At 35.8% G+C, this 20,965-nt stretch carries 18 protein-coding genes; 10 read left to right on the top strand and 8 right to left on the bottom strand.

Annotation, left to right across the window (positions count from 1 at the left end):
• Positions 1 to 91: 91 nt before the first annotated feature.
• Positions 92 to 754 (top strand): histidine kinase, encoded by a 663-nt coding sequence (locus ACQWU4_RS02245; RefSeq protein WP_429934139.1) that lies wholly within the window; start codon positions 92 to 94, stop codon positions 752 to 754.
• Positions 755 to 773: 19 nt separating this feature from the next.
• A complete protein-coding gene (locus ACQWU4_RS02240; RefSeq protein WP_429934138.1) occupies positions 774 to 1,349 on the top strand; it encodes a glutathione peroxidase in 576 nt (191 codons plus the stop codon).
• 297 nt (positions 1,350 to 1,646) lie between these two features.
• On the opposite strand, the gene ACQWU4_RS02235 is transcribed toward ACQWU4_RS02240, so the two are convergent.
• Entirely contained in the window at positions 1,647 to 2,303 is a 657-nt protein-coding gene (locus ACQWU4_RS02235; protein WP_429934137.1) for an NAD(P)H-binding protein, read from the bottom strand.
• 98 nt (positions 2,304 to 2,401) lie between these two features.
• On the opposite strand from ACQWU4_RS02235, the gene ACQWU4_RS02230 reads away from it, so the two are divergent.
• Both ACQWU4_RS02230 and ACQWU4_RS02225 read left to right on the top strand, forming a co-directional pair.
• The gene (locus ACQWU4_RS02230; RefSeq protein ID WP_429934136.1) at positions 2,402 to 2,755 is read left to right on the top strand and encodes an MmcQ/YjbR family DNA-binding protein; all 354 of its coding nucleotides are present in this window, start codon (positions 2,402 to 2,404) and stop codon (positions 2,753 to 2,755) included.
• A 164-nt stretch (positions 2,756 to 2,919) separates the two neighbouring features.
• Positions 2,920 to 3,774 carry a GLPGLI family protein gene (locus tag ACQWU4_RS02225; RefSeq protein WP_429934135.1) on the top strand — a complete coding sequence of 285 codons (855 nt, stop codon included), beginning with the start codon at positions 2,920 to 2,922 and terminating at the stop codon, positions 3,772 to 3,774.
• Here the strand turns inward: ACQWU4_RS02225 and ACQWU4_RS02220 are convergent.
• Entirely contained in the window at positions 3,771 to 4,691 is a 921-nt protein-coding gene (locus tag ACQWU4_RS02220; RefSeq protein ID WP_429934134.1) for a bifunctional riboflavin kinase/FAD synthetase, read from the bottom strand. The two genes, ACQWU4_RS02225 and ACQWU4_RS02220, sit on opposite strands and share 4 nt — an antisense overlap.
• 205 nt (positions 4,692 to 4,896) lie before the next feature.
• Between ACQWU4_RS02220 and atpD the strand changes: the two genes are divergently transcribed.
• The 3 genes from atpD (at position 4,897) to ACQWU4_RS02205 (ending at position 7,669) form a co-directional block, all read left to right on the top strand.
• Positions 4,897 to 6,405, top strand: coding sequence for a F0F1 ATP synthase subunit beta (gene atpD / locus ACQWU4_RS02215; protein WP_429934133.1), 1,509 nt, complete (start codon positions 4,897 to 4,899; stop codon positions 6,403 to 6,405).
• 83 nt (positions 6,406 to 6,488) lie between these two features.
• A complete protein-coding gene (locus ACQWU4_RS02210; protein ID WP_429934132.1) occupies positions 6,489 to 6,770 on the top strand; it encodes a FoF1 ATP synthase subunit delta/epsilon in 282 nt (93 codons plus the stop codon).
• An 80-nt stretch (positions 6,771 to 6,850) separates the two neighbouring features.
• The gene (locus ACQWU4_RS02205; protein WP_429934131.1) at positions 6,851 to 7,669 is read left to right on the top strand and encodes a hypothetical protein; all 819 of its coding nucleotides are present in this window, start codon (positions 6,851 to 6,853) and stop codon (positions 7,667 to 7,669) included.
• A gap of 59 nt (positions 7,670 to 7,728) precedes the next feature.
• Here the strand turns inward: ACQWU4_RS02205 and ACQWU4_RS02200 are convergent, their stop codons facing one another.
• The 4 genes from ACQWU4_RS02200 to ACQWU4_RS02185 all read right to left on the bottom strand — a co-directional run bounded on the left by ACQWU4_RS02200 (position 7,729) and on the right by ACQWU4_RS02185 (position 13,367).
• A complete protein-coding gene (locus ACQWU4_RS02200; protein ID WP_429934130.1) occupies positions 7,729 to 9,918 on the bottom strand; it encodes a B12-binding domain-containing radical SAM protein in 2,190 nt (729 codons plus the stop codon).
• Positions 9,919 to 10,019: 101 nt separating this feature from the next.
• Positions 10,020 to 10,898, bottom strand: coding sequence for a DMT family transporter (locus ACQWU4_RS02195; protein WP_429934129.1), 879 nt, complete (start codon positions 10,896 to 10,898; stop codon positions 10,020 to 10,022).
• A gap of 77 nt (positions 10,899 to 10,975) precedes the next feature.
• Complete coding sequence (locus ACQWU4_RS02190; protein WP_429935067.1) at positions 10,976 to 12,247, bottom strand: aminotransferase class I/II-fold pyridoxal phosphate-dependent enzyme; 1,272 nt, start codon at positions 12,245 to 12,247, stop codon at positions 10,976 to 10,978.
• An 82-nt stretch (positions 12,248 to 12,329) separates the two neighbouring features.
• Positions 12,330 to 13,367, bottom strand: a complete 1,038-nt coding sequence (locus ACQWU4_RS02185; RefSeq protein WP_429934128.1) for a PLP-dependent cysteine synthase family protein — start codon at positions 13,365 to 13,367, stop codon at positions 12,330 to 12,332.
• Between the two features lie 222 nt (positions 13,368 to 13,589).
• On the opposite strand from ACQWU4_RS02185, the gene ACQWU4_RS02180 reads away from it, so the two are divergent.
• The 3 genes from ACQWU4_RS02180 to ACQWU4_RS02170 all read left to right on the top strand — a co-directional run bounded on the left by ACQWU4_RS02180 (position 13,590) and on the right by ACQWU4_RS02170 (position 19,280).
• On the top strand, positions 13,590 to 17,075 hold the full coding sequence (locus ACQWU4_RS02180) for a glycosyltransferase family 117 protein (protein ID WP_429934127.1): 3,486 nt from the start codon (positions 13,590 to 13,592) through the stop codon (positions 17,073 to 17,075).
• A gap of 91 nt (positions 17,076 to 17,166) precedes the next feature.
• Positions 17,167 to 18,654, top strand: coding sequence for a hypothetical protein (locus ACQWU4_RS02175; RefSeq protein WP_429934126.1), 1,488 nt, complete (start codon positions 17,167 to 17,169; stop codon positions 18,652 to 18,654).
• Between the two features lie 98 nt (positions 18,655 to 18,752).
• Entirely contained in the window at positions 18,753 to 19,280 is a 528-nt protein-coding gene (locus ACQWU4_RS02170) for a DUF1697 domain-containing protein (protein ID WP_429934125.1), read from the top strand.
• A 53-nt stretch (positions 19,281 to 19,333) separates the two neighbouring features.
• Here the strand turns inward: ACQWU4_RS02170 and budA are convergent, their stop codons facing one another.
• The gene (budA, locus tag ACQWU4_RS02165) at positions 19,334 to 20,071 is read right to left on the bottom strand and encodes an acetolactate decarboxylase (protein ID WP_429934124.1); all 738 of its coding nucleotides are present in this window, start codon (positions 20,069 to 20,071) and stop codon (positions 19,334 to 19,336) included.
• Between the two features lie 103 nt (positions 20,072 to 20,174).
• A complete protein-coding gene (locus tag ACQWU4_RS02160) occupies positions 20,175 to 20,957 on the bottom strand; it encodes an SDR family NAD(P)-dependent oxidoreductase (RefSeq protein WP_429934123.1) in 783 nt (260 codons plus the stop codon).
• Positions 20,958 to 20,965 lie beyond the last annotated feature (8 nt).

Genomic DNA, 20,965 nt, shown 5'->3' with positions numbered 1-20,965 from the left:
CATCACCGATAAGCAAATAAGTCCGTACACCTGTTAGCTTTCTTTGCTTTTTCGCCCAATTCCTCTTATATTTGAAATATAAATAAGATTAATGAAGAAATTACTTTTAGTATTCGTATTGATACTTTCGCAGTTGTCTTTTGCACAGACCGCAAAAGAAATTATAGAAAAAAATATAGAGCTGTCCGGAGGATTAACGAATTGGAAACTCTTAAATTCAGTGTTGCTGCAGGGAAAAGTGATTTTGGGAATTAAGGATGAATATCCTATAAAAATCTATCAGCAGCGTCCCAATCTTACTAAAACAGTGATCAGCATTAACGGAAAAGAAACTGCGATTGAAGGCTTTGACGGAACTAAAGGATATGCAATGAACTATGCAACAAATAAGCTTCAGGAATATCCGGAATACATTCCTGAAAGCTTTGATAATGATTTCATTGACTGGGAAAACAAAGGTTTTAATGCAAAATATCTTGGAAAAGAAAAAGTAGGAGAGATCTATTGTCATAAAGTAGAACTTACCAAAAATGTCAATAAAAATATCTACTATTTTGATGTGAAAACCTATATGCTTTTAAAAGAAGTTAAAAAGGATGAAACACTCGTGTATTCAGATTATAAAAAAGTGGGAAATCTTGTGATGTCTTTCAGAATTGAATCTTCAAGTACTAAAAAAGATGGAGATTATGTAATGATTTTGAACAGAATTGATGTCAATAAAGTATTTCCTGCCAATATTTTTAAGTTTTAAATAACTAAAATTGATAAGAATGAAAAAGGTTTTCTTATTGCTGCTTTCTTTTGTGGCATTTTTACAGAGCTGTACCAATCAGAAAAGTGAAATTTCTCAAGCTAAAACCAAAGAACTTATGGGAAAAACAATATATGATTTCAAAGTTGAGAGCCTTGATGGTAAAGAGATCAACTTTGCAGATTTTAAAGGAAAAAAGATCCTTATTGTAAACACAGCATCCGAATGCGGTTTTACCCCACAATATGCGGATCTGGAAAAAGTCTACGAAGAATATAAAGACAAACTTGTGATCGTAGGTTTCCCTGCGAATAATTTTGGAGGACAGGAACCCGGAACCAATACTGAAATTGGTGCTTTCTGCCAGAAAAATTACGGAGTAACATTTCCTTTGGCAGCAAAAGTTTCTGTAAAAGGTGATGATACTGCTCCCATCTTCAGGTATTTAACAGAAAAAGATTTGAACGGAGTAAAAAATACGACCATCCTTTGGAATTTTACTAAATTCCTGCTCGATGAAAATGGAAAGCTGATTGACACCTTCATAAGTACTACAAAACCTACAGATGAAGCAATCACAAAGCATTTAAAATAAAAAACAGAACAATTTTTAAAAGTGGATTTTTATCCACTTTTTTTATGCCGAAAATATTGCAAAATAATTGATTGAATTATTTGGTTTGAAAAAGGGCTCTTTGGTTACCCATACTTACCCTCATATTTCAAAAACACATTGCATTTATGAGTACAAATCTATAACTTAAAGCATTTTTTGTATTAATGATAATTGATTCTGTTTTAAAATAAATACAATTGAAGTTTATTCTGCATATGGGAATATCAGACACCTAAAAGCTTAAGACAATAAAATCTGTATGATGCAGGGGAAAGCTTAATCATTGCTTTTCTCTGCAAAACAGAATATATTTCCAAGTTTTATGCTTGAATAGCCGTTACTTTTTATTTTTGATGAATTGATCATAGCTTTAGCCAAAATATCTGTTGGAAGAGGTTTCTGACTTTCTAAAAGTCCAATTTTGTTGGCAAATTTTATAATTCTGCTTCCCAAAACTTCCCCGGTTCTGTGAGATTCCTTTCTTTCCAGCATTCCAGGCTTGAAAATTGTGATTTTGGTAAAATGCAGCTGTTTTACAGCTTCCTCCAGTTCACCTTTCATTTTTGAATAGAAAATTTTGGATTTCGGGTTGGCTCCATATGCTGAAACAAGAATATAATCTTCTACATTGTTTTCTTTAGCTGCTTTGGCAAACTCATACTGGTAATCGAAATCCACTTTTCTTTGGGCTTCTTTGCTTCCGGCATCTTTCAATGTGGTTCCCAGGCATGAGAATGCAATGTCTCCCTTCACCATATCCTTCCATTCTTCTGGCTTTTCAAAATCAACCACATGAACTTTCAGCTTATCATTCTGAATGTCCACAGGTTTTCTTACAAAGATATCTACTTCCTCAAACTCCTTGTCGTTGAGAAGCTGCTTTACCAGATCTTTTCCTGTAGCGCCCGTTGCGCCAATTATCAAAGCTTTCATAATAATTGTGATGATTTATGATCCTATTTCTTTCTTAAATTTACTAAATTTGGAATTAATATCAATTATCATTAACCACTTATCATTGATAAAAATTCATGGATGCTAACGAAATTCTAGATTATTGCCTTTCCAAAAAAGGAGTTACAGAAACTTTTCCTTTTGATAATGAAACTCTTGTCATGAAAGTAGGGACTAAAATGTTCTTATTAATGCCCTTGGAAAAGCAACCATTAAGTATCAATGTAAAAACAGAGCCAGAATGGAGTGCAGAATTACGTGAACAGCATCCGCAGATCACAGGTGCATTCCACATGAATAAAACACACTGGAATTCAGTATTGACAGATGGCTTGAAAAGAGATCTTATCTTTAAATTAATAGATCAGTCTTATGAATTGGTTTTTAATTCTTTGACGAAAAAAGCCAGAGAGGAGATTGTAAACGGTTAGAATTTAAATCTTTGGGTTCTTTAAGGTTGAGGCAATCAACTGTTCAACACTTACTTATAGTGGGTCTGCTGCTAATTTAGCATAAAATTAATCTAAATTTAAGCACTTAATAGTGGAGATGATTCTACTATAGTAAGTGCAGTTTTACCATGAAAATATCACTGATGCATTATCATAAAAAGCTACTTCAATTATTATTCATCTTATTTTATAATGTTTTATTTTACGCCCAATCATACAAACAGGATACTTTGCGTGGAGAGTTCACTTATCAGTTAAAAGCTAAATTTGATACACGAACTGATTATAGACATGAAGAACTATTTTTATTACAAATAGGGGATAATCGTGCATTTTTTGCGAGTACCATATCGCTGAAAGGTGATTCGGTAATGGCAAATTCAGGAATAACGACAAATAATCCTGATGGAAGTATAACTCTTAGTTGGAAAAAAGGGGTGGTAATCCCAAAAACAAAATTATCCTTTACCATAATACAGTCGAACGAAGATATAAGGTATTTTAGATTAGTTGGAATGTCGTTACTTACTTATAAAGAGCAGGTAATAAAGAATTGGAAACTTGTGAATGAAACAAAAATAATCAATACAATTAATTGTAAAAAAGCAGTAGTTACCTTTAAAGGAAGAAATTGGATTGCATGGTATTCCCCCGAAATTCCTTTACCATATGGCCCTTATAAGTTTAGCGGATTACCCGGATTGATAATAAAAATAACAGATGATAAAGGAGATTATGATTTTGAGCTTGTAAAATCTGCACCTGCTTCTCAACTGAAAGGGAAATTAATCAATATGAAGAAAAGCAGATATACTGAAGCAATAGAAACAACGCAGCCAAAATTTAAACAAGCATTAAGAAATGCTGAAGCCAATGCAGCGGCTGTACTTGCAAGCTATGGAACCACCATTATAAAAGGAGAAGAAATGATAAGGCAAAGACAAAAAGAAAGAGAAGAAAACCTAAAATACGAAAATCCGCTAGAGTTGGATAATTAAAAAATAAAATTTTCTGTCAATCTTTTATCCTCATCCAATCTTTCGATAAGTTTTTCAATACCTTCAAATTTGATTTCGTCATGAAGAAAATCCCTGAATTTTACAGTAATCTTTTCATCATAGATATCGCCCTCAAAATCAAGAATATATACTTCAACGGTTAATTTTTCACCATTCACAGTAGGATTGGTACCAACGCTGAGCATTCCTTTATATTGCTGTCCTTTTACTTCCACTTCAACGATATAAGCTCCTTTTTTGGGAAGAAGTTTAATAGATTCAGTTTCAATATTGGCTGTAGGATAACCGATTGTTCTTCCGATCTTTTTCCCATGAACAACAGTTCCGGAGACAGAGTAGGAATAGCCGAGCATTTCATTGGCATCCTTAATATTTCCTGTCAGAAGAGCATTGCGGACTTTAGTGGAGCTGATATTGTTTTCGTGAATATTGATAGCTTCCATTTGTTCTACCACAAAATCCAGTTCTTTTGAAAGCTTCTGAAGAAGCTCAAAATTTCCGCTTTTATTTTTTCCGAAGGAATGATCGTAACCTATAATAAGGTATTTTACATTCAGTTTATCAATCAGGATCTGTCGTACAAACTCTTCTCCTGTGAGGTTTCTGAACTCTTCATCAAATTCTTTCAGGAATAAATGATTGATACCGTATTTTTCGATCAGCTGTTTTTTTTCTTCCAGTGTATTGAGAAGCTTAAGATCTTCATTTGGGTTAAAAACGAAGCGCGGATGTGGCCAGAAAGTAAGTATAGCTGTTTCCAGATTATTCTCTGTGCCTACATTAATCAGTTCATCGATAATACTTTTATGTCCGAGATGTACTCCGTCGAACATCCCTAAAGATAAGGCTAAAGGCTTTTGAGAGGAATAATCTTTAAAATTCTTGAAAACTTTCAAAACGAAAAAATTTGACTGCAAAGATATACATAATGTAACAATGTATCAATATAACAATGGACCAATATTTTTTTCGAAGAAATAATTACTAGACTGGTAAACTGCTATATTGGTATATTAACAAAAAAGTATGATAAAAATCTTTTTTTTACCAATTGTGGGTTTATGAAGAATCATTATATTTGCACCAAGAAAAAATTTAGCAATGGCAAACCAAATTAAAGGTAAAATTTCTCAAATTATTGGTCCGGTAATCGACGTTGTCTTCACAGATGTGGAAGCAGTTCCAAGTATTTATGACGCGTTAGAAATTACAAAAGGAAACGGTGAAAAAGTAGTCTTAGAAGTAGAGCAGCATATTGGTGAAGATACAGTAAGATGTATTGCAATGGATGCTACAGACGGTCTTCAAAGAGGGCAGGATGTAATCGGATACGGAAATCCTATTACAATGCCAATTGGTGAAGCTGTAAACGGAAGACTATTCAACGTTGTTGGGGATGCTATCGACGGACTTCAAAATATAACTAAAGAAGGTGGTCTGCCAATTCACAGACCAGCTCCAAAATTTGATCAACTTTCAACTTCTGCAGAAGTTTTATTTACAGGTATTAAAGTAATCGACTTAGTTGAGCCTTACGCAAAAGGGGGTAAAATTGGTTTGTTCGGTGGTGCAGGTGTAGGTAAAACTGTATTGATCCAGGAGTTGATTAACAATATTGCAAAAGGACACGGAGGTCTTTCAGTTTTCGCCGGAGTAGGTGAAAGAACGAGAGAAGGAAATGACCTTTTGAGAGAGATGCTTGAATCAGGAATTATCAAGTATGGTGATGATTTCATGCACTCTATGGAAAACGGTGGTTGGGATCTTTCTAAAGTAGACTTAGAAGCTATGAAAGATTCAAAAGCTGCATTCGTTTTCGGACAGATGAACGAGCCGCCAGGTGCAAGAGCGAGAGTAGCACTTTCAGGTCTTACATTGGCTGAGTACTACAGAGACGGTGGAGAAAGCGGACAAGGTAGAGACGTACTTTTCTTCGTAGACAACATCTTCCGTTTTACACAGGCTGGTTCTGAGGTATCTGCACTTCTTGGTCGTATGCCGTCAGCGGTAGGTTACCAACCGACTCTTGCTTCTGAGATGGGTGCGATGCAGGAAAGAATTACTTCAACTAAAAACGGTTCAATTACTTCAGTACAGGCGGTTTACGTACCTGCGGATGACTTAACTGACCCGGCTCCTGCAACTACGTTTGCTCACTTGGATGCAACTACGGTACTAGACAGAAAGATTGCTTCATTGGGTATCTATCCAGCGGTAGATCCATTGGCTTCTACTTCAAGAATCCTTGCTCCGGAAATTATCGGTGCTGAACATTATGACTGTGCTCAGAGAGTAAAAGAAATTCTTCAGAGATATAAAGCGCTTCAGGATATCATCGCGATTCTTGGTATGGAAGAACTTTCTGAAGAAGATAAATCAGTAGTTTACCGTGCAAGAAAAGTTCAGAGATTCTTATCTCAGCCTTTCCACGTAGCAGAACAGTTTACAGGTATTCCAGGATCATTGGTGGATATCAAAGATACTATCAAAGGATTCAACATGATTATGGATGGTGAATTAGACCACTTACCGGAAGCTGCTTTCAACCTGAAAGGAACTATCGAGGAAGCTATCGAAGCTGGACAAAAAATGCTAGCTGAAAACGCTTAAGAAAATTTTAAATGTTAAATTTTAGATTTTAGATTGAAAACATCATTTAAAATTTAAAATCTATAATCTATAATTCATAAAAAATGAATATAAAAATTTTAACACCAGAATACGTAGTTTTTGAAGGAGAAGTAGATTCTGTATTACTGCCGGGAAAAAATGGTGAATTTCACATCATGAAAAACCACGCAGGAATTGTTTCTTCTTTGGTTGGAGGTAAAGTAAAGCTTTTCACAGCTTCAGTTGGTGAAGCTTATGCTAAAAACTTCACTAAAGAAAATGATAAAGATTCTGTTTTTTCTTATCCTATCAAAAGCGGTGTTGTAGAATTTAATCATGATAAAGGAATTATCCTTTGTGAATAATTAAATTGAAAAGCTAAATATATTTTCAAGAAAGTGTAACTTTGGTTACACTTTTTTTATTTGTGTAAAAGTCTGATTTTATGAAGAGAAGTATAATCATATTCTTTACCGTTCTGGGAGTTTTATGCAATGCCCAGAATTTCAAAACCAAAAGAGGTATCATAAGTCTTGATGGTGCTCATGTGGCTAAGATCTCAAACAAATCCAATATCTATACATTCATGGACCTGAATGATACCCCGATGTATACTATAGAGTTCATAGATAAAAGCATAGTGGATTCAGTAAGAGACAGCTACATAAAAGTGAACAGGGTTTATAACAGGGATAAAACAATTGAGCTGGACTATATTTCTCCGTCGGCATTTTCCGGGGAAGAGAAATCAGCGGTATATACTTCTATAAAGGGCCTTAAGATTATTGACAACAAAGGAATCAATATTAAAAATCTGGACGAGATATTTAAGAATGTTCCGAAAAGAAAGCTGGATAGCAAAACAAAGGATGCGTATACCACCCGAAGTAAAATTGATAAAATGAATATTGAAGTCAATAAAGTGGGAGAGATCATCAGTAATGGAGTTCCTGTGGGATATTTCACCAATCTTCCTGTAAGTTTCGGCTCTGAAGATACCATTACGGACAAAACATTTATAGATATCGAGATCTATGATGCTAAAAGTAAATACATTGGGAGATATATTACCACAACAAAACAATTAAAAACAGCCGGTGGAAAGACCTTTACAATTTACAGGGAAATGTCAGGAAGGGCCTCTCTTTTAAAATTCCCAACTTATAAAGCTATTGCCGAACGATTGGCAATGATGGACCCGAATTTTATTAAAATACAGGATAAGGTAACTGTAGGTCCCGTGTCAAAAGAAACACCCAATTAATTAGTCATTTAATAGAAATTCATCATTATTTGGAAATCCCTGAGAAAAAATTGAAAATTTTATAAACTCAGAATTACTCCATTTTCCTTCAGCTGCTGTATGGGTTTTGAAAACCAGAATAATTCAAAATCTTCAAAATTTTCCTCAAATTGATTCTTAAGTTGCTGAGCTGTAACTTTTTTCGGATTTTCTATAGAATTTTCTTCCAGAGCATTCATAAGCCATTCTGCTTTATCCTGCTCCAGATCTATCTTGACAATGTTTGTTTTTAAATGGAATGTGAGAAGCGTATATGTACCGGAATATTTCTTTTTGTTTTTTACGCGATTCTCAGCGATTACGTTTTTCGCTAAAAAAACAACTTTTGAATTGCCTTTAAAACCAAATTGATGATCATCCAGAAGGCAGTCATGAATATAGTCAGGGTGAACTGTAGTTCTTGGAATTTTAAAATCAAACCATTCCTGAAGCGGAATTTCAAAATTGATTCCGTGCATATAATTGAAAAGAGATTTTTTCAAACCAAAGCTGAATTTACTATGATCAATTCCTGTTTTGTCTTTAAAATCAATATCATTGTTTGCAAACAAAATTTCTTCCTTCACAGGAGTTACTCCAAATTCTTCTGGATTAATTCCTACAGGTGAATGAGCCGTCATAGCAAACTGATGCCAGAATCCACTTTGCAGAATTCCCATTTCAAACATTTGCCTTACCATTTCCAGTGAGTCTACGGTTTCCTGGACAGTTTGGGTTGGGTATCCATACATCAGGTAAGCATGAACCATGATTCCGGCTTCAGTGAAATTTCTTGTCACTTTGGCAACCTGCTCTACTGAAACACCTTTATCTATCAATTGTAATAATCGGTCGCTGGCCACTTCAAGTCCTCCCGAAACCGCAACACATCCTGAAAGTTTTAACAGATAACATAAATCTCGGGTGAAGCTTTTCTCAAATCTGATATTGGTCCACCAGGTAACAACCAAGTTTCTCCGCAAAATTTCGAGGGCAACTTCCCGCATCAATGCAGGAGGAGCTGCTTCATCCACAAAATGAAACCCTGTCTCACCGGTTGTCCTGATCAATTCTTCCATTCTGTCAACCAGAATTTTGGCAGAAATCGGTTCGTAAATTTTAATATAGTCTAAAGAAATATCGCAAAAAGTACATTTCCCCCAATAACAGCCGTGAGCCATCGTCAGTTTATTCCATCTTCCGTCACTCCATAAACTGTGCATTGGATTGGCAATTTCGATTACTGAAACATACTGATCCAGCTTTAAATCTGTATAATCCGGAGTTCCGATGTCTGCCTGCTTATAGTCATGTCTTTTAGAATTATTTTTATAAGTAACTTTCTGATTTTCAATTAAAAATGTTCTTTTGTATTCTGGAATTTCTTCCGAAGTATTTAAACTTTCATAAAGAAGTTCGAGAGGAAGTTCCCCGTCATCAAGGGTAATAAAATCGAAAAATTCAAAAACTCTCTGATCTTTCACTTCCCTTAATTCTGTATTGGGAAAGCCGCCACCCATTGCAGTTTTAATGTGAGGATAATTCTTTTTGATGAATTGGGCACATCTGAAACCTGCATATAAATTTCCCGGAAAAGGAATGGAAAAACATACCAGTTTGGGCTGAACCAATTCTAATTTTTCCTGAAGGATTTTCAAGGTAAAATCATCAATGAATGTCTGGCTATCTGATAATTTGGAATACAACTCGTCAAAAGAATTTGCACTTTTCCCAAGACGTTCCGCATATCTGCTGAATCCGAAATCGGGATCAATATTTTCAATAATATAATCAGAAATATCCTCCAGGTATAAAGTGGCAAGATGTTTGGCCTTGTCCTGAATTCCCATGTTTCCAAAAGCAAAATCCATATCATCCAACTGGTTAAAACGGGCGGCTTCAGGAAGGAAATTCATGCTGCAGATCTGTCTGGCCAACGTTGGATTCTTTCCTTGCAGAAAGGGAATGACCTGATCTATTGTTTTCAGATACTCTTCCCGGAGTGTGTAGATTCTCTGTGAATTCTCTGATAATTCCTGAAGATTGATCTTCTTATTGAATATTTTCTCAAGTCCGTCTTTTGAAAATAATTCCAAAATAACATCCAGTCCCAGATCGATCTGATAGCTGGAAATATTTTTGGTATTCAAAAAGCCTTTTATATAAGCTGTTGCCGGATAAGGAGTATTAAGCTGGGTAAAAGGCGGGGTGATGAGAAGGAGATCTTTCAACAGAAATTTTTTGCAAAGTTATTTTAAATTCATCTAAAATGAAAAAGCTGGGTAAGAAAGTTTGAAATATTCTATTGAGCTTCGCATTTAAATGAGAAAGATTAAGAGTGATAGACTTTTTTACGGTCAGATATCACATTCAGAATGACTCCCAAAAGGATCAGTATAATCCCGATAAGCAGATTCATTGTGAATTTTTCATGAAACATAAGGACACTTACCATAACTGCAATCACAGGTTCCAGTGCCCCTAAAATAGCAGTTGGAGTAGATCCGATATATTTGATGGCATATACCAGACAAAGACTGGAAATAACCGTAGTTAGAAAGGCAAAAATAATGAAGTTTAAAAAGATGGATACGGAAGGAATTGCAAAAGATTCTCCACGTGCTAACGCTTTTATCATAAAAAATGCCGAAGTGAAAAGCATTGAAAAGAAGGAAAGCTTGAATCCGGATACTTTAAGATGAGACTTATTCACGATTACCATATAAAGTGCATAGAATAGTGAACTCAGCATGACAATTCCAAGGCCTGCAAAATTGATCCCTAAACCATTTTCTTTTAAGCATAAAACAATAACTCCCGCAAAAGCCAGCAGCAGAGATATAATGGAAAGTTTTGTGAGCTTTTCCCTGTAAAAGAAGAACATAATCAAAGCGACAATAACTGGGTAAATAAACAGAACAGTGGAAGCAATTCCAGGTGTCAGAAAATCATAACCGATAAATAAGAATTCTGAAGAAAGGGCATAACAGACACCCAAAACAGAAAGAATCAAAGTTTCTTTTTTATTGATCTTCAGGCTTTCTTTGGAGTATAACAAATACCCGCCAACCATCAGAGCAGAAAACAGAAATCTATAGAATAAAGTAATATCCATAGAAAAATGAGCCTGCTTCAGCGGCAGGATAAAAATAGGAATCAATCCGAATGAAACGGAAGACAATATGCCTAACAAATAACCCTTGAACTTCATTTATTTAAAATTTGATAGGATGAGAAAATATTTAATAAAAAAACCACTGAAATTTTCAGTGGTTTTATCTTTTTCAATTAGATCGGCTTGAAACTTAAACCCTGCTCCTGCAGAAGTTTCTGTTCCTGCTCTTTATAGTAACCACTTACTAATTTATCGTGAATAGCTTCAAATGCAGCTAATGTTTCATTAATTTCTGCATCCGTGTGGGAAGCGGTAGGAATTAATCTTAAAAGAATCATTCCCTTCGGAATAACTGGATAAACCACTACAGAAGTAAAGATTCCGTAATTTTCTCTCAAATCTTTTACAAGAAGAGTCGCTTCTACCGGAGTTCCCTGCATCATAACAGGAGTTACGCATGTATTGCTGTCTCCGATGTTGAATCCTCTGTCTTTAAGACCGTTCTGAAGCTTATAGGTATTTTCCCAAAGCTTGGCTTTGATTTCAGGTCTTGTTCTTAAAAGCTCCAGTCTTTTCAATCCTCCGATTACCATTGGCATTGTCAGAGATTTTGCAAAGATCTGAGATCTTAAGTTAAATTTTAAATATCTGATAATTTCTTTGTCCCCCGCGATAAATGCTCCGAAACCAGCCATTGACTTGGCAAAAGTAGAGAAGTACACATCAATCTGATCCTGACATCCCTGCTCTTCACCAGCTCCGGCTCCTGTTGTTCCAAGAGTTCCGAATCCGTGTGCATCATCTACTAAAAGTCTGAAACTGTATTTAGATTTAAGATCACAGATTTCTTTAAGTTTTCCCTGCTGGCCTCTCATTCCGAAAACCCCTTCCGTAATCACAAGAATACCGCCTCCGGTTTCTTCTGCTACTTTAGTTGCTCTCTGAAGGTTTTTCTCAAGACTCTCAATATCATTATGTCTGTAGGTAAATCTTTTCCCGGAATGAAGTCTTACACCATCTACAATACATGCATGAGAATCTACATCATATACAATTACATCATTTCTGCCTACCAAAGCATCGATGGTAGAAACCATTCCCTGATAACCAAAATTCAATAAATAAGCTGATTCTTTTTGTACAAAATCTGCAAGTTCTTTTTCCAGCTGAAGGTGCTGTTCCGTTTCACCGGACATTGCTCTGGCTCCCATAGGGTAGAACATTCCGTATTCAGCAGCAGCTTTAGCATCGGCTTCTATTACCTCTGGATGGTTACATAATCCTAAATAATCATTAGCACTCCAGAAAATCACTTCTCTTCCCTGGAACTGCATTCTAGGTCCGATAGGTCCTTCTAGTCTGGGGAAAATGAAATAACCTTCTCCGTAATCTGCAAACTGTCCAAGAGGTCCTGGATTTTCTTTTATTCTTTCAAAAATATCCAACATTTTGTATTGTAGTTTTAAGTAAAAAGCCTTTCCTGTAGAAAACACAAAAGGCTTGATTTGTATCGTGGTTTATTTAAATCTATTTAATGAATTCTGTTTTGAAAACTTCATCGTAATTGTGTACGCAGTTATTTACAAAACCTTGTTCAGCCATCCATTTATCACTGTATACCTTGGTGATATATCTAGATCCGTGGTCAGGGTAAATAAGAACAATAATATCATCTTTGGTAAGTTCGTGAGACTGTGCATACTGGATCAGTGCCTGAGTTACGGCTCCAGTAGTATATCCTCCCATGATAGCTTCTTTAAGGGCAATTTCACGGGTTCTGTAAGCAGACATCTCGTCATTTACTCTTACAAACTCATCTACTTTGTCAAAAAGAAGGGCAGAAGGGATCAGGTTTTTCCCCATTCCTTCAATTTGGTAAGGATGAACATCTTCTTTGTGAATTTCACCTGTTTCGTGGTAGCTTTTCAGGATAGACCCGTCAGCATCCACACCAATGATCTTGACATTAGGATTTTTCTCTTTTAAAAATTTGCCCGAACCGGACAATGTTCCACCTGTTCCAGTGCAGGCAAAAAGGTGAGTTATCTTACCTTCCGTCTGCTCCCAAATTTCAGGACCCGTAGTCTGGTAGTGTGCATCAATATTCAATTCATTAAAATACTGATTGATGTAAACTGAATTTGGTGTTTCTGAAGCTATTCTTTTAGCTACTTCATAATAAGATCTGGGATCATCCGCCGCAACATTGGCAGGACAAATGTATACCGTAGCCCCTAATGCTTTCAAGTAGGCTATTTTTTCGGGCTTTGTTTTATCGCTTACCGCCAGAATACATTTATATCCCTTAATAATACAGACCATCGCAATAGAAAACCCGGTATTTCCTGAAGTAGTTTCTACAACTACAGAATCTTCCTTTAATAAACCTTTCTTTTCAGCGTTTTCTATAATATGAAGTGCTATTCTATCTTTTGTGGAATGTCCAGGATTATATGATTCTAACTTGGCATAAACGGTTGCAGGAATATCTTTTGTAACAGTATTAAGCTTCACCATAGGAGTATTTCCTATTAGGCCAAGAATATTATCGTAAACATTACTCATTATTTGTTATTTTCAATAAAAATCTGACCGCAAAAATACAAAAAAATAAATAATTACTAAACTTTTGTTTGATTTCAAGCCAGTGATCCGGCAAAATTTATTTTCTGATTTGCAATCTTAGCTGAAGTACAATCGCAAATACTACGCCAAAATTTTTAAATTTTGTTAAAAACACCATAGAATGGTATAAAAGCCTTATTTTCGCGTAATTGATTTAATACTATGAAAAATTGGACTTTTAGGCAATGGAACACCGTTTTAGGATGGGTGATTTTCGTCATTGCATTTTTCACGTACTTGTCGACCATAGAACCTAATTTCAGTTTCTGGGACTGCGGTGAGTATATTTCCTCTGCTGTAAAACTTGAAGTAACGCATGCTCCCGGAGCTGCTTTATTCCAGATCGTGGGTGCTGTGGCAGCCATTTTTGCTTTAGGGAAAGGTGAAAATTATTCTATCGTGATCAATGCAATGTCTGCATTGTTCAGTGCGCTGACGATTTTATTTTTATTCTGGACGATTACCCATTTTGTAAGACGGCTGTTAAATAAGGATTTTGATGAAATAACGAAGCATCAGGAAATTTCCATTCTTTTTGCAGGAGCAGTAGGAGCTTTATGCTTTACATTTTCAGATACTTTCTGGTTTTCTGCAGTAGAAGGAGAAGTATATTCTATGGCTTCCATGTTTATTGCACTTCTTGTCTGGCTGATTACCAAGTGGGAAAATGAATACCTGGCGAAAGACAGTGAAAGATGGATCATCCTTATTTTCTTTGTATTAGGACTTTCGGTAGGGGTTCACATGATGGGGATGCTTGCGGTTCCGGCTGTGTGTCTGGTATATTATGCAAGAAATTACAAATTTACCTGGAAGAATTTTATCTGGGCTAACGCAATTACATTGGTAATTTTAATCATTGTATTCAAAATTATTTTCCCGCTTATCATGACGATGTTTGGAAGACTGGAAATATTCTTTGTAAACGGACTTGGACTTCCTTTCCATTCAGGAACAATTGCTGCATTCGTTTTAATGGGGGCAGCGTGTTATTTCTTGATTAAATATGCAAGAAAAACTAAGAAAAATATATATCAGACTGTTGCATTGTCAGTGGTTTATATGATTATTGGTTTCTCATGCTGGATGGTTATTCCTATCAGAGCGAATGCCAATCCTCCGATGAACCTTAATGATCCTGATACTGCCATTGGTATGCTTGATTATTATAACAGGGAACAGTATGGTGACTGGCCTACTATTTACGGTCAAAACTATACAGCTTTCCTTGATGCGAATGGAATTGAGAAGAACGAAGATGGAAGTTTCAAAACCAAAAAGACCGGTGAAATCTATGAAAAAGATGAAAAAACCGGAACTTACAGAAAAACAGGAGACAGGTTCAATTATACATTCAGCCAGTCTCAAGTGAGCTTAATGCCAAGAATGTTTAATGAAGATAAAGACGTAATGGCGAATTACATTTCAATGTACGGAGCTCCTGATTTTACCTTCAATTATGCTAATGAAGATGTTGCAGATAATCCTCAGGCTAAGCAGATCTTTGATGAATTAAGAGGGAAGTATGAAGATAAAACCATTACCGCAGCAGATTACCTGAAAGTGAAGCCATACAACCTGATTAATGTTCAGAAACCTTCACTGGCTCAGAATATGGATTACTTCATTACCTTCCAGAATGGGTATTATTTTGTAAGATACCTGATGTGGAATTTCGTGGGAAGACAGAACGACCTTGAAGGAAACATGGAAAATACAAAAGGAAACTGGATTTCCGGGATTTCTTTTATAGACAATGCACTGCTTGGAAATCAGGATAAAATGCCAGCCAAATTCAAGAATGAAAGTACGGTGAAATTCTTCTTTTTACCCCTGATTTTAGGATTGATCGGTTTCTTTTTCCAGTTGAACAGAGATTTTGGAAGATTCTATGCACTGCTTTCATTATTTGTTTTAACGAGTGTCGGGATTATTTTCTACACTGGTGTGAAACCTTTCGAGCCGAGAGAAAGAGATTATGCAATGGTTGGTTCGTTCTATGCCTTTGCGATCTGGATAGGTCTTGGAGCGGCAGCTATTTTATGGTTTATCCAGTCCAAAGTAAAATCCAATGGAGCTAATATTGCTTTAGGTGTGGTTTTATTGGGAGTACCTTTTATGATGGGCTTCCAGAATTACAATGTACACGACAGAAGCAACAGGTATACAGCTTATGATTATGCATATTCAGTATTAAAATCACTTCCTAAGAATGATATTTTATTTGTTTATGGAGACAACGATACTTATCCGGTATGGGCTATTCAGGAAACAGAAAGATTCAGAGATGATGTGAAGGTAGTTAACTTTACCCTTGCTTCAACTCCATGGAATTTAGATCAAATTAAAAGAAAGACCTATAATGCAGCAGGAATCCCGAGTGAACTGACTCATGAAGATTACAGAGATGGCGTGAACGACCAGATCTATATGATGAAAAAAGAAGACTGGGAAGGTGTTTTCTCCATGCTGAAAGAGCAGGGTGCTCCTGATACAGAATTCCAGGCATTCAGAAAATACCTTACACAGGATTCACTGACATTGAAAGAAGCTGTTGATTTTATCAAATTCAAATCTCCTGAAAAAGATGAGCTTTTAAAGATGTATTTCGGGGAAGAAAAGTTTGAAAAATATAATATTCTTCCTGTGAATAAATTTATTCTTCCTGTCAATAAAGAAAATGCTCTAAAAGCCGGAATCATCACTCAGGCAGACCTTCCGAATGTAGTCAACCAGATCATGATTACTTATAAAGGAAACACCCTTTATAAAAATAACCTGATTATGCTTGATATGCTTGCCAATTTTGACTGGAAACGTCCTATCAACTTCTCTTCAGGAGGAATTTATGACAGTGAAAATATTTTCTATCTGAACGAATATCTTCAGTTTGACGGTTTCAGCTACAGACTGGTTCCTATTCATACTACTGAGAACGTAGACGGAGATATGGGAAGAGTAGATGTGAACTCACTTTACAATGTTGTGAAAAACTTCAGATGGGGGAATTTTAAAGATCTGAATACTCACTTTGACGAAACGGCTACTTCAAATATCATGAGCTACAGAATGACTGCAAGCAGAGCTGCTTCAGCACTGGCATTAAGCGGACAGAAAGCTAAGGCAGTTGAATTATTGGATCTTGCGTCAAAAGAAATTCCTGCAGAGAAATTTAACGATCCTCGTTCATTGAGTTCTATGGTAACAGGATACATCATTGCAGGGCAGGAGAAAAAAGGTCTTGAACTGGCAGAAATCCTTAAAAAAGGTATTTTTGAAGAGTATGATTACTATTTAAGCCTTGCTCCGGCTGATCAGAATTTTGCAAGAAGACAGATGAGAAGCAAACCGATGGAATATTCCCTTGTAGTATCAGCGGTTACAGATGCTTATAAAAAACTGGGTCAGAATGAAAAGGCATATGCTTACCTTGTAAAATCTATAGAGCCGATCGACAAAAAATTCAATGGCTTTATCAAAGAGCTTCAGCAGATGGGAAAAGAAAAGGCCAGAAAGGAATCTGAAAATGTACAGAAGATCACGCCTTTCTACCAATATCTGTTTGATGTGATGGAACCTTATGATTCTACTTATTCAAAAGAAAAAGAAAATCAGATCACCACAGCGATTATTAAAGCAACAGAATAAAATAGCTAATAAAAACGGAACTTAGGTTCCGTTTTTTTGTTATTGGCATTCATGAATTTTAAGATTATATTTGTGGAACTAAAAATGCGTGATGGCAAAAAATACAAATAATAAGTTCCCAATCTATGCCGTGATTTTTACGGTTGTTTTTAAACTTCTCTTTTTATTGACCCATTATATACAGGAAGATGCATTCATTACCTGGCGGGTAGCTCAGAATCTGTTGGATTACGGAGTAATAGGTTTCAACGGAGAAACCAAGATATCGGCCTCTACAACACACTTGTATGTTTTTGTCTCCTATTTTTTCAATCTGATTTTCGGGAAAGAATACTTTGTTGAACCGCTTCTGATTTTCAATTCTGTTCTTTTTACTATAGGAACATTGCTTCTTTCTCATCTTACACTTAAAAATCCGTGGCATAAAGCTATTTTTATATTTTTAATCGGAATATTACCGCCCTCCATTAAAATTTCCATTCTGGGAATGGAATACGGTATCCTTTTCTTTCTGGAAATGGCACTTCTGTACTACGGTTTCAATAAAAATAAAAAATGGGTACTGACCCTTTTGCCTCTTTTAATTATGTTTACAAGGATTGATACGATTATTTTCTTAGGAATTGTATTTCTTGTTGACATTTTCTGGAACAGAAAAATCAGATGGAACTATGTTTTCGGAGGAATTCTGGGACTGGGATTTGTACTTTCCTTCAACTGGCTGTATTTCGGAGAACTGGTTAATAATACCATTGTAGCAAAAAAGCTTCTTTATGAGCATAACTTTACTTTTGCTCAAAATGTCAATTATTTCCTTGTAAGCTTCGGTAATTTCTGGGGAATGCTTAAACTTCCCGGAAACTTCAATCCTGTAACAGTTATTGTCCTGATCTTTGAGCTACTGTGCTTTATTTATCTTATAAGACAAAGAGAAAAAAGGAATTACTTTTTATGGATGATTTTTATTTTCGGCTGGGTAAAGCAGATTATTTTCATCTCTCAAAAAAGTTTGTTCGACTGGTATTACTGGGTGCCACAGTTATTACTTTTTGTTCCCGTTCTTATTTTTGTCCTCGAGCAGAAAGAAAAAAGAAACCTATGGCTTTCCCTGCTGGTTATATTCTATATCCTTCCCATGACTCTTTTCCAGACCATACATTCTATTGCTACAGGAAACGGAGAATGGAACTACCGCAGGCAGATCGGTCTGTTTTTAAATACATATGAAAAAGATAAAAATCAGTGGATTCTGTTGGAACCGGCTGGTTATGTGCCTTATTTTTCAGGATTAAAAACGATTGACGAAGTAGGATTGGTAGACAAGCAGATACAGACTGAAATTAAGAAAGACAAAGCTCATTATTGGCTCAATACTGTAAAAAACAGGAAACCTAAATATCTTCTTTCCTATAAAAATCTTTTTGAAGGGGATGATGCAGAATATTATCAGACTCATTATCAGCTTCTGAAAGAATTCAGAATAAAAGACCATCTGAAAAGTGATAATAAAATTCTAGAAAAAATCTACCACTTTAAACCGTCAGGAACAGATTATAATTTATATGTTAAGACTGAGTAAAAGATTTAAAAATTTAAAGATTTTTAGAGAAAAAGCCAATCACTCTAAAACTCTATTACCCTCAAACACTATAACCTAATCTCAAATCCCTAAAAAATATGAAATACTGTGCTTTTCTCCGCGGCGTAAACGTAAAAGGAACCAATATGAAAATGGCAGACGTATGCCAGGTTTTTAAAGAAGCCGGAATGCAGGACGTAGGTTCGGTGCTGGCTTCGGGAAATATTGTTTTCTCTTCTGATAAAAATGCCGGAGATCTAAAGAAGATTTTAGAAAAAGCGATGTCCGATCATTTTTCTTATGAAGCTTTTCTATTTATAAAATCACAGGAAGAAACACAGGTTTTCTGGGACAGTATTCCTTTTGAGAAAAAAGATGATCTTCATATTTATGCTTTTGTAGGAAATAGCGGAGTAGAAAATGTATTGATGGGAGAGTTTGAAACATCCTCTAAAGCCGAGAATGAAAAAGCCGAAATCGTCAATGAAATTTTTTACTGGCAGGTTCCCAAGGGAAATACCTTAGACTCCGTATTCGGGAAGGTTTTAGGAAAAAAAAGCCTCAAAGATCAGTTTACAAGCAGAAACATCAATACTTTTGAGAAGGTTCTGAAAAAAATGAACTAAGCAGGCTTTTTTATTTACTGATTATAATTGTTGGGATTATTTTGAAGAATGATCTATTCTCCTTTTTCCACACGTTTTAAATCTTCATTGCCTTTCGTATTGAATCTGAAGTTCTGAAAATCTTTATGTTCTGATGTTTCCAGTTCAAAGCCTTTCAGTTCTGCAATTTCAATTTTCAGATGCTCTCCGGTAAAGTCCAGGACATGTCCGCCATACTTTTTATCTGTAGAAAGAAAATGAAAATGAAAACCTTTGATATTTATTCCGTTTAAATATTCCGGAAGATGATAACCAATCAGCACTCCTTCCTTTTCTGAAATATCAAATGTTTTTTGAGCATCAAATATAGAAGTTAAAGCAGGAAACGGCTCTTCTTTCACAGGAGGAAACGCCCTCGTTTTTATATGACTGAATTTCCCGGATATTTTGATGGCATACATTCCATTTTTATTGGAAAAAGCTTTACTGATCTGACCTAACAACAGTTTGTCATCCGCCTTCTTTTCAATAGTAAAGCTGGTATCCGGTTTGAAGAAAGTCACAAAAGATAATGAGGTCTTAAATTCACTTCCGGGCTCTATAGTCTGTCCTGTCGCTTTAGTCTGGTAAACTTTTCCGTCCAGTATTGTCAATTCACCATCCAGCATGTCGGGAGCTCCCAAACCAAAATCACCTTTCCGTTTTAAATCCTTTAAAGGAAGAGTTCCTTTATAAATTCCGCCTACGAATGCATCAGCAATTCCATATTGATAAAGTCTGTTGGTTACGGATTCCTTTTTGTTATCTGACATGATATATTGAGGTGTAGAATTAGTATTAATAACCTGTTGTCCATTACATTGAATCAATGGTATATAGAAAAATAAAAAACACAGCTTATTCATAGGTTTAAATTTATCTTTGCCCGCCAATTGCAAGACCTCCGTCTACCAGAATGCTTTCTCCGGTAATGAAAGATGCTGCAGGACTGCTTAGCCATACTACCAGCTCTGCCACTTCTTCGGGAGCAGCAAAACGTCCTATCGGTGCATGTTTTTTAAATGGTTCTATTGCTTCTTCGGCATTTTCGCCCGGAAAAAAACGGTCAAACATCGGAGTGCGGATATAACCCGGCTGAATAGCATTGACACGGATACCTTCTGCAGCTGTTTCTACGGCAAGTGCTCTTGTTAACCCATCTAATGCAGCTTTACTTGCAGAATATACAGCTGATCCTGAACTGGCGCCTCTTGCCAGCCATGAAGATGTGTTAACGATAGTTCCGCCTGTTCTCTGTTTTTTAAACTGCTCAATTTCATACTTACAAGCAAGCCAAACGCCTTTCGTGTTGATATTTAATACCTTATCAAATTCTTCTTCCGTAGTTTCATCAATAGATGAAAACTGACCTTCAATTCCGGCATTGTTAAAAGCAATATCCAGCGTTCCGAAATACTTTAAAGTCTCATTGATAAGATGCTGTACTTCATTATTTTTAGAAACATCGGTCTGTATGAATTGAATATCAGGGCTTATCTGTTTTAATATTTCCAGTGCTTTATTTCCCTCTTCCTGTCTACGGCCTGCAATAACTACTTTAGCACCGTTTTTCAGAAATAATTTTGCTGCTGCTAAACCGATTCCTGTTGTACCACCTGTAATAAGGGCTGTTTTTCCATTTAAAATTTTGTCTGTCATTGTCTTAT

This window comes from Chryseobacterium sp. MIQD13 (genome assembly GCF_050496705.1).
In the GTDB taxonomy this organism is placed as follows: domain Bacteria; phylum Bacteroidota; class Bacteroidia; order Flavobacteriales; family Weeksellaceae; genus Chryseobacterium.
Note: the sequence above shows the minus strand (reverse complement) of the source record. Positions and strands in the feature narration are given on the sequence as shown.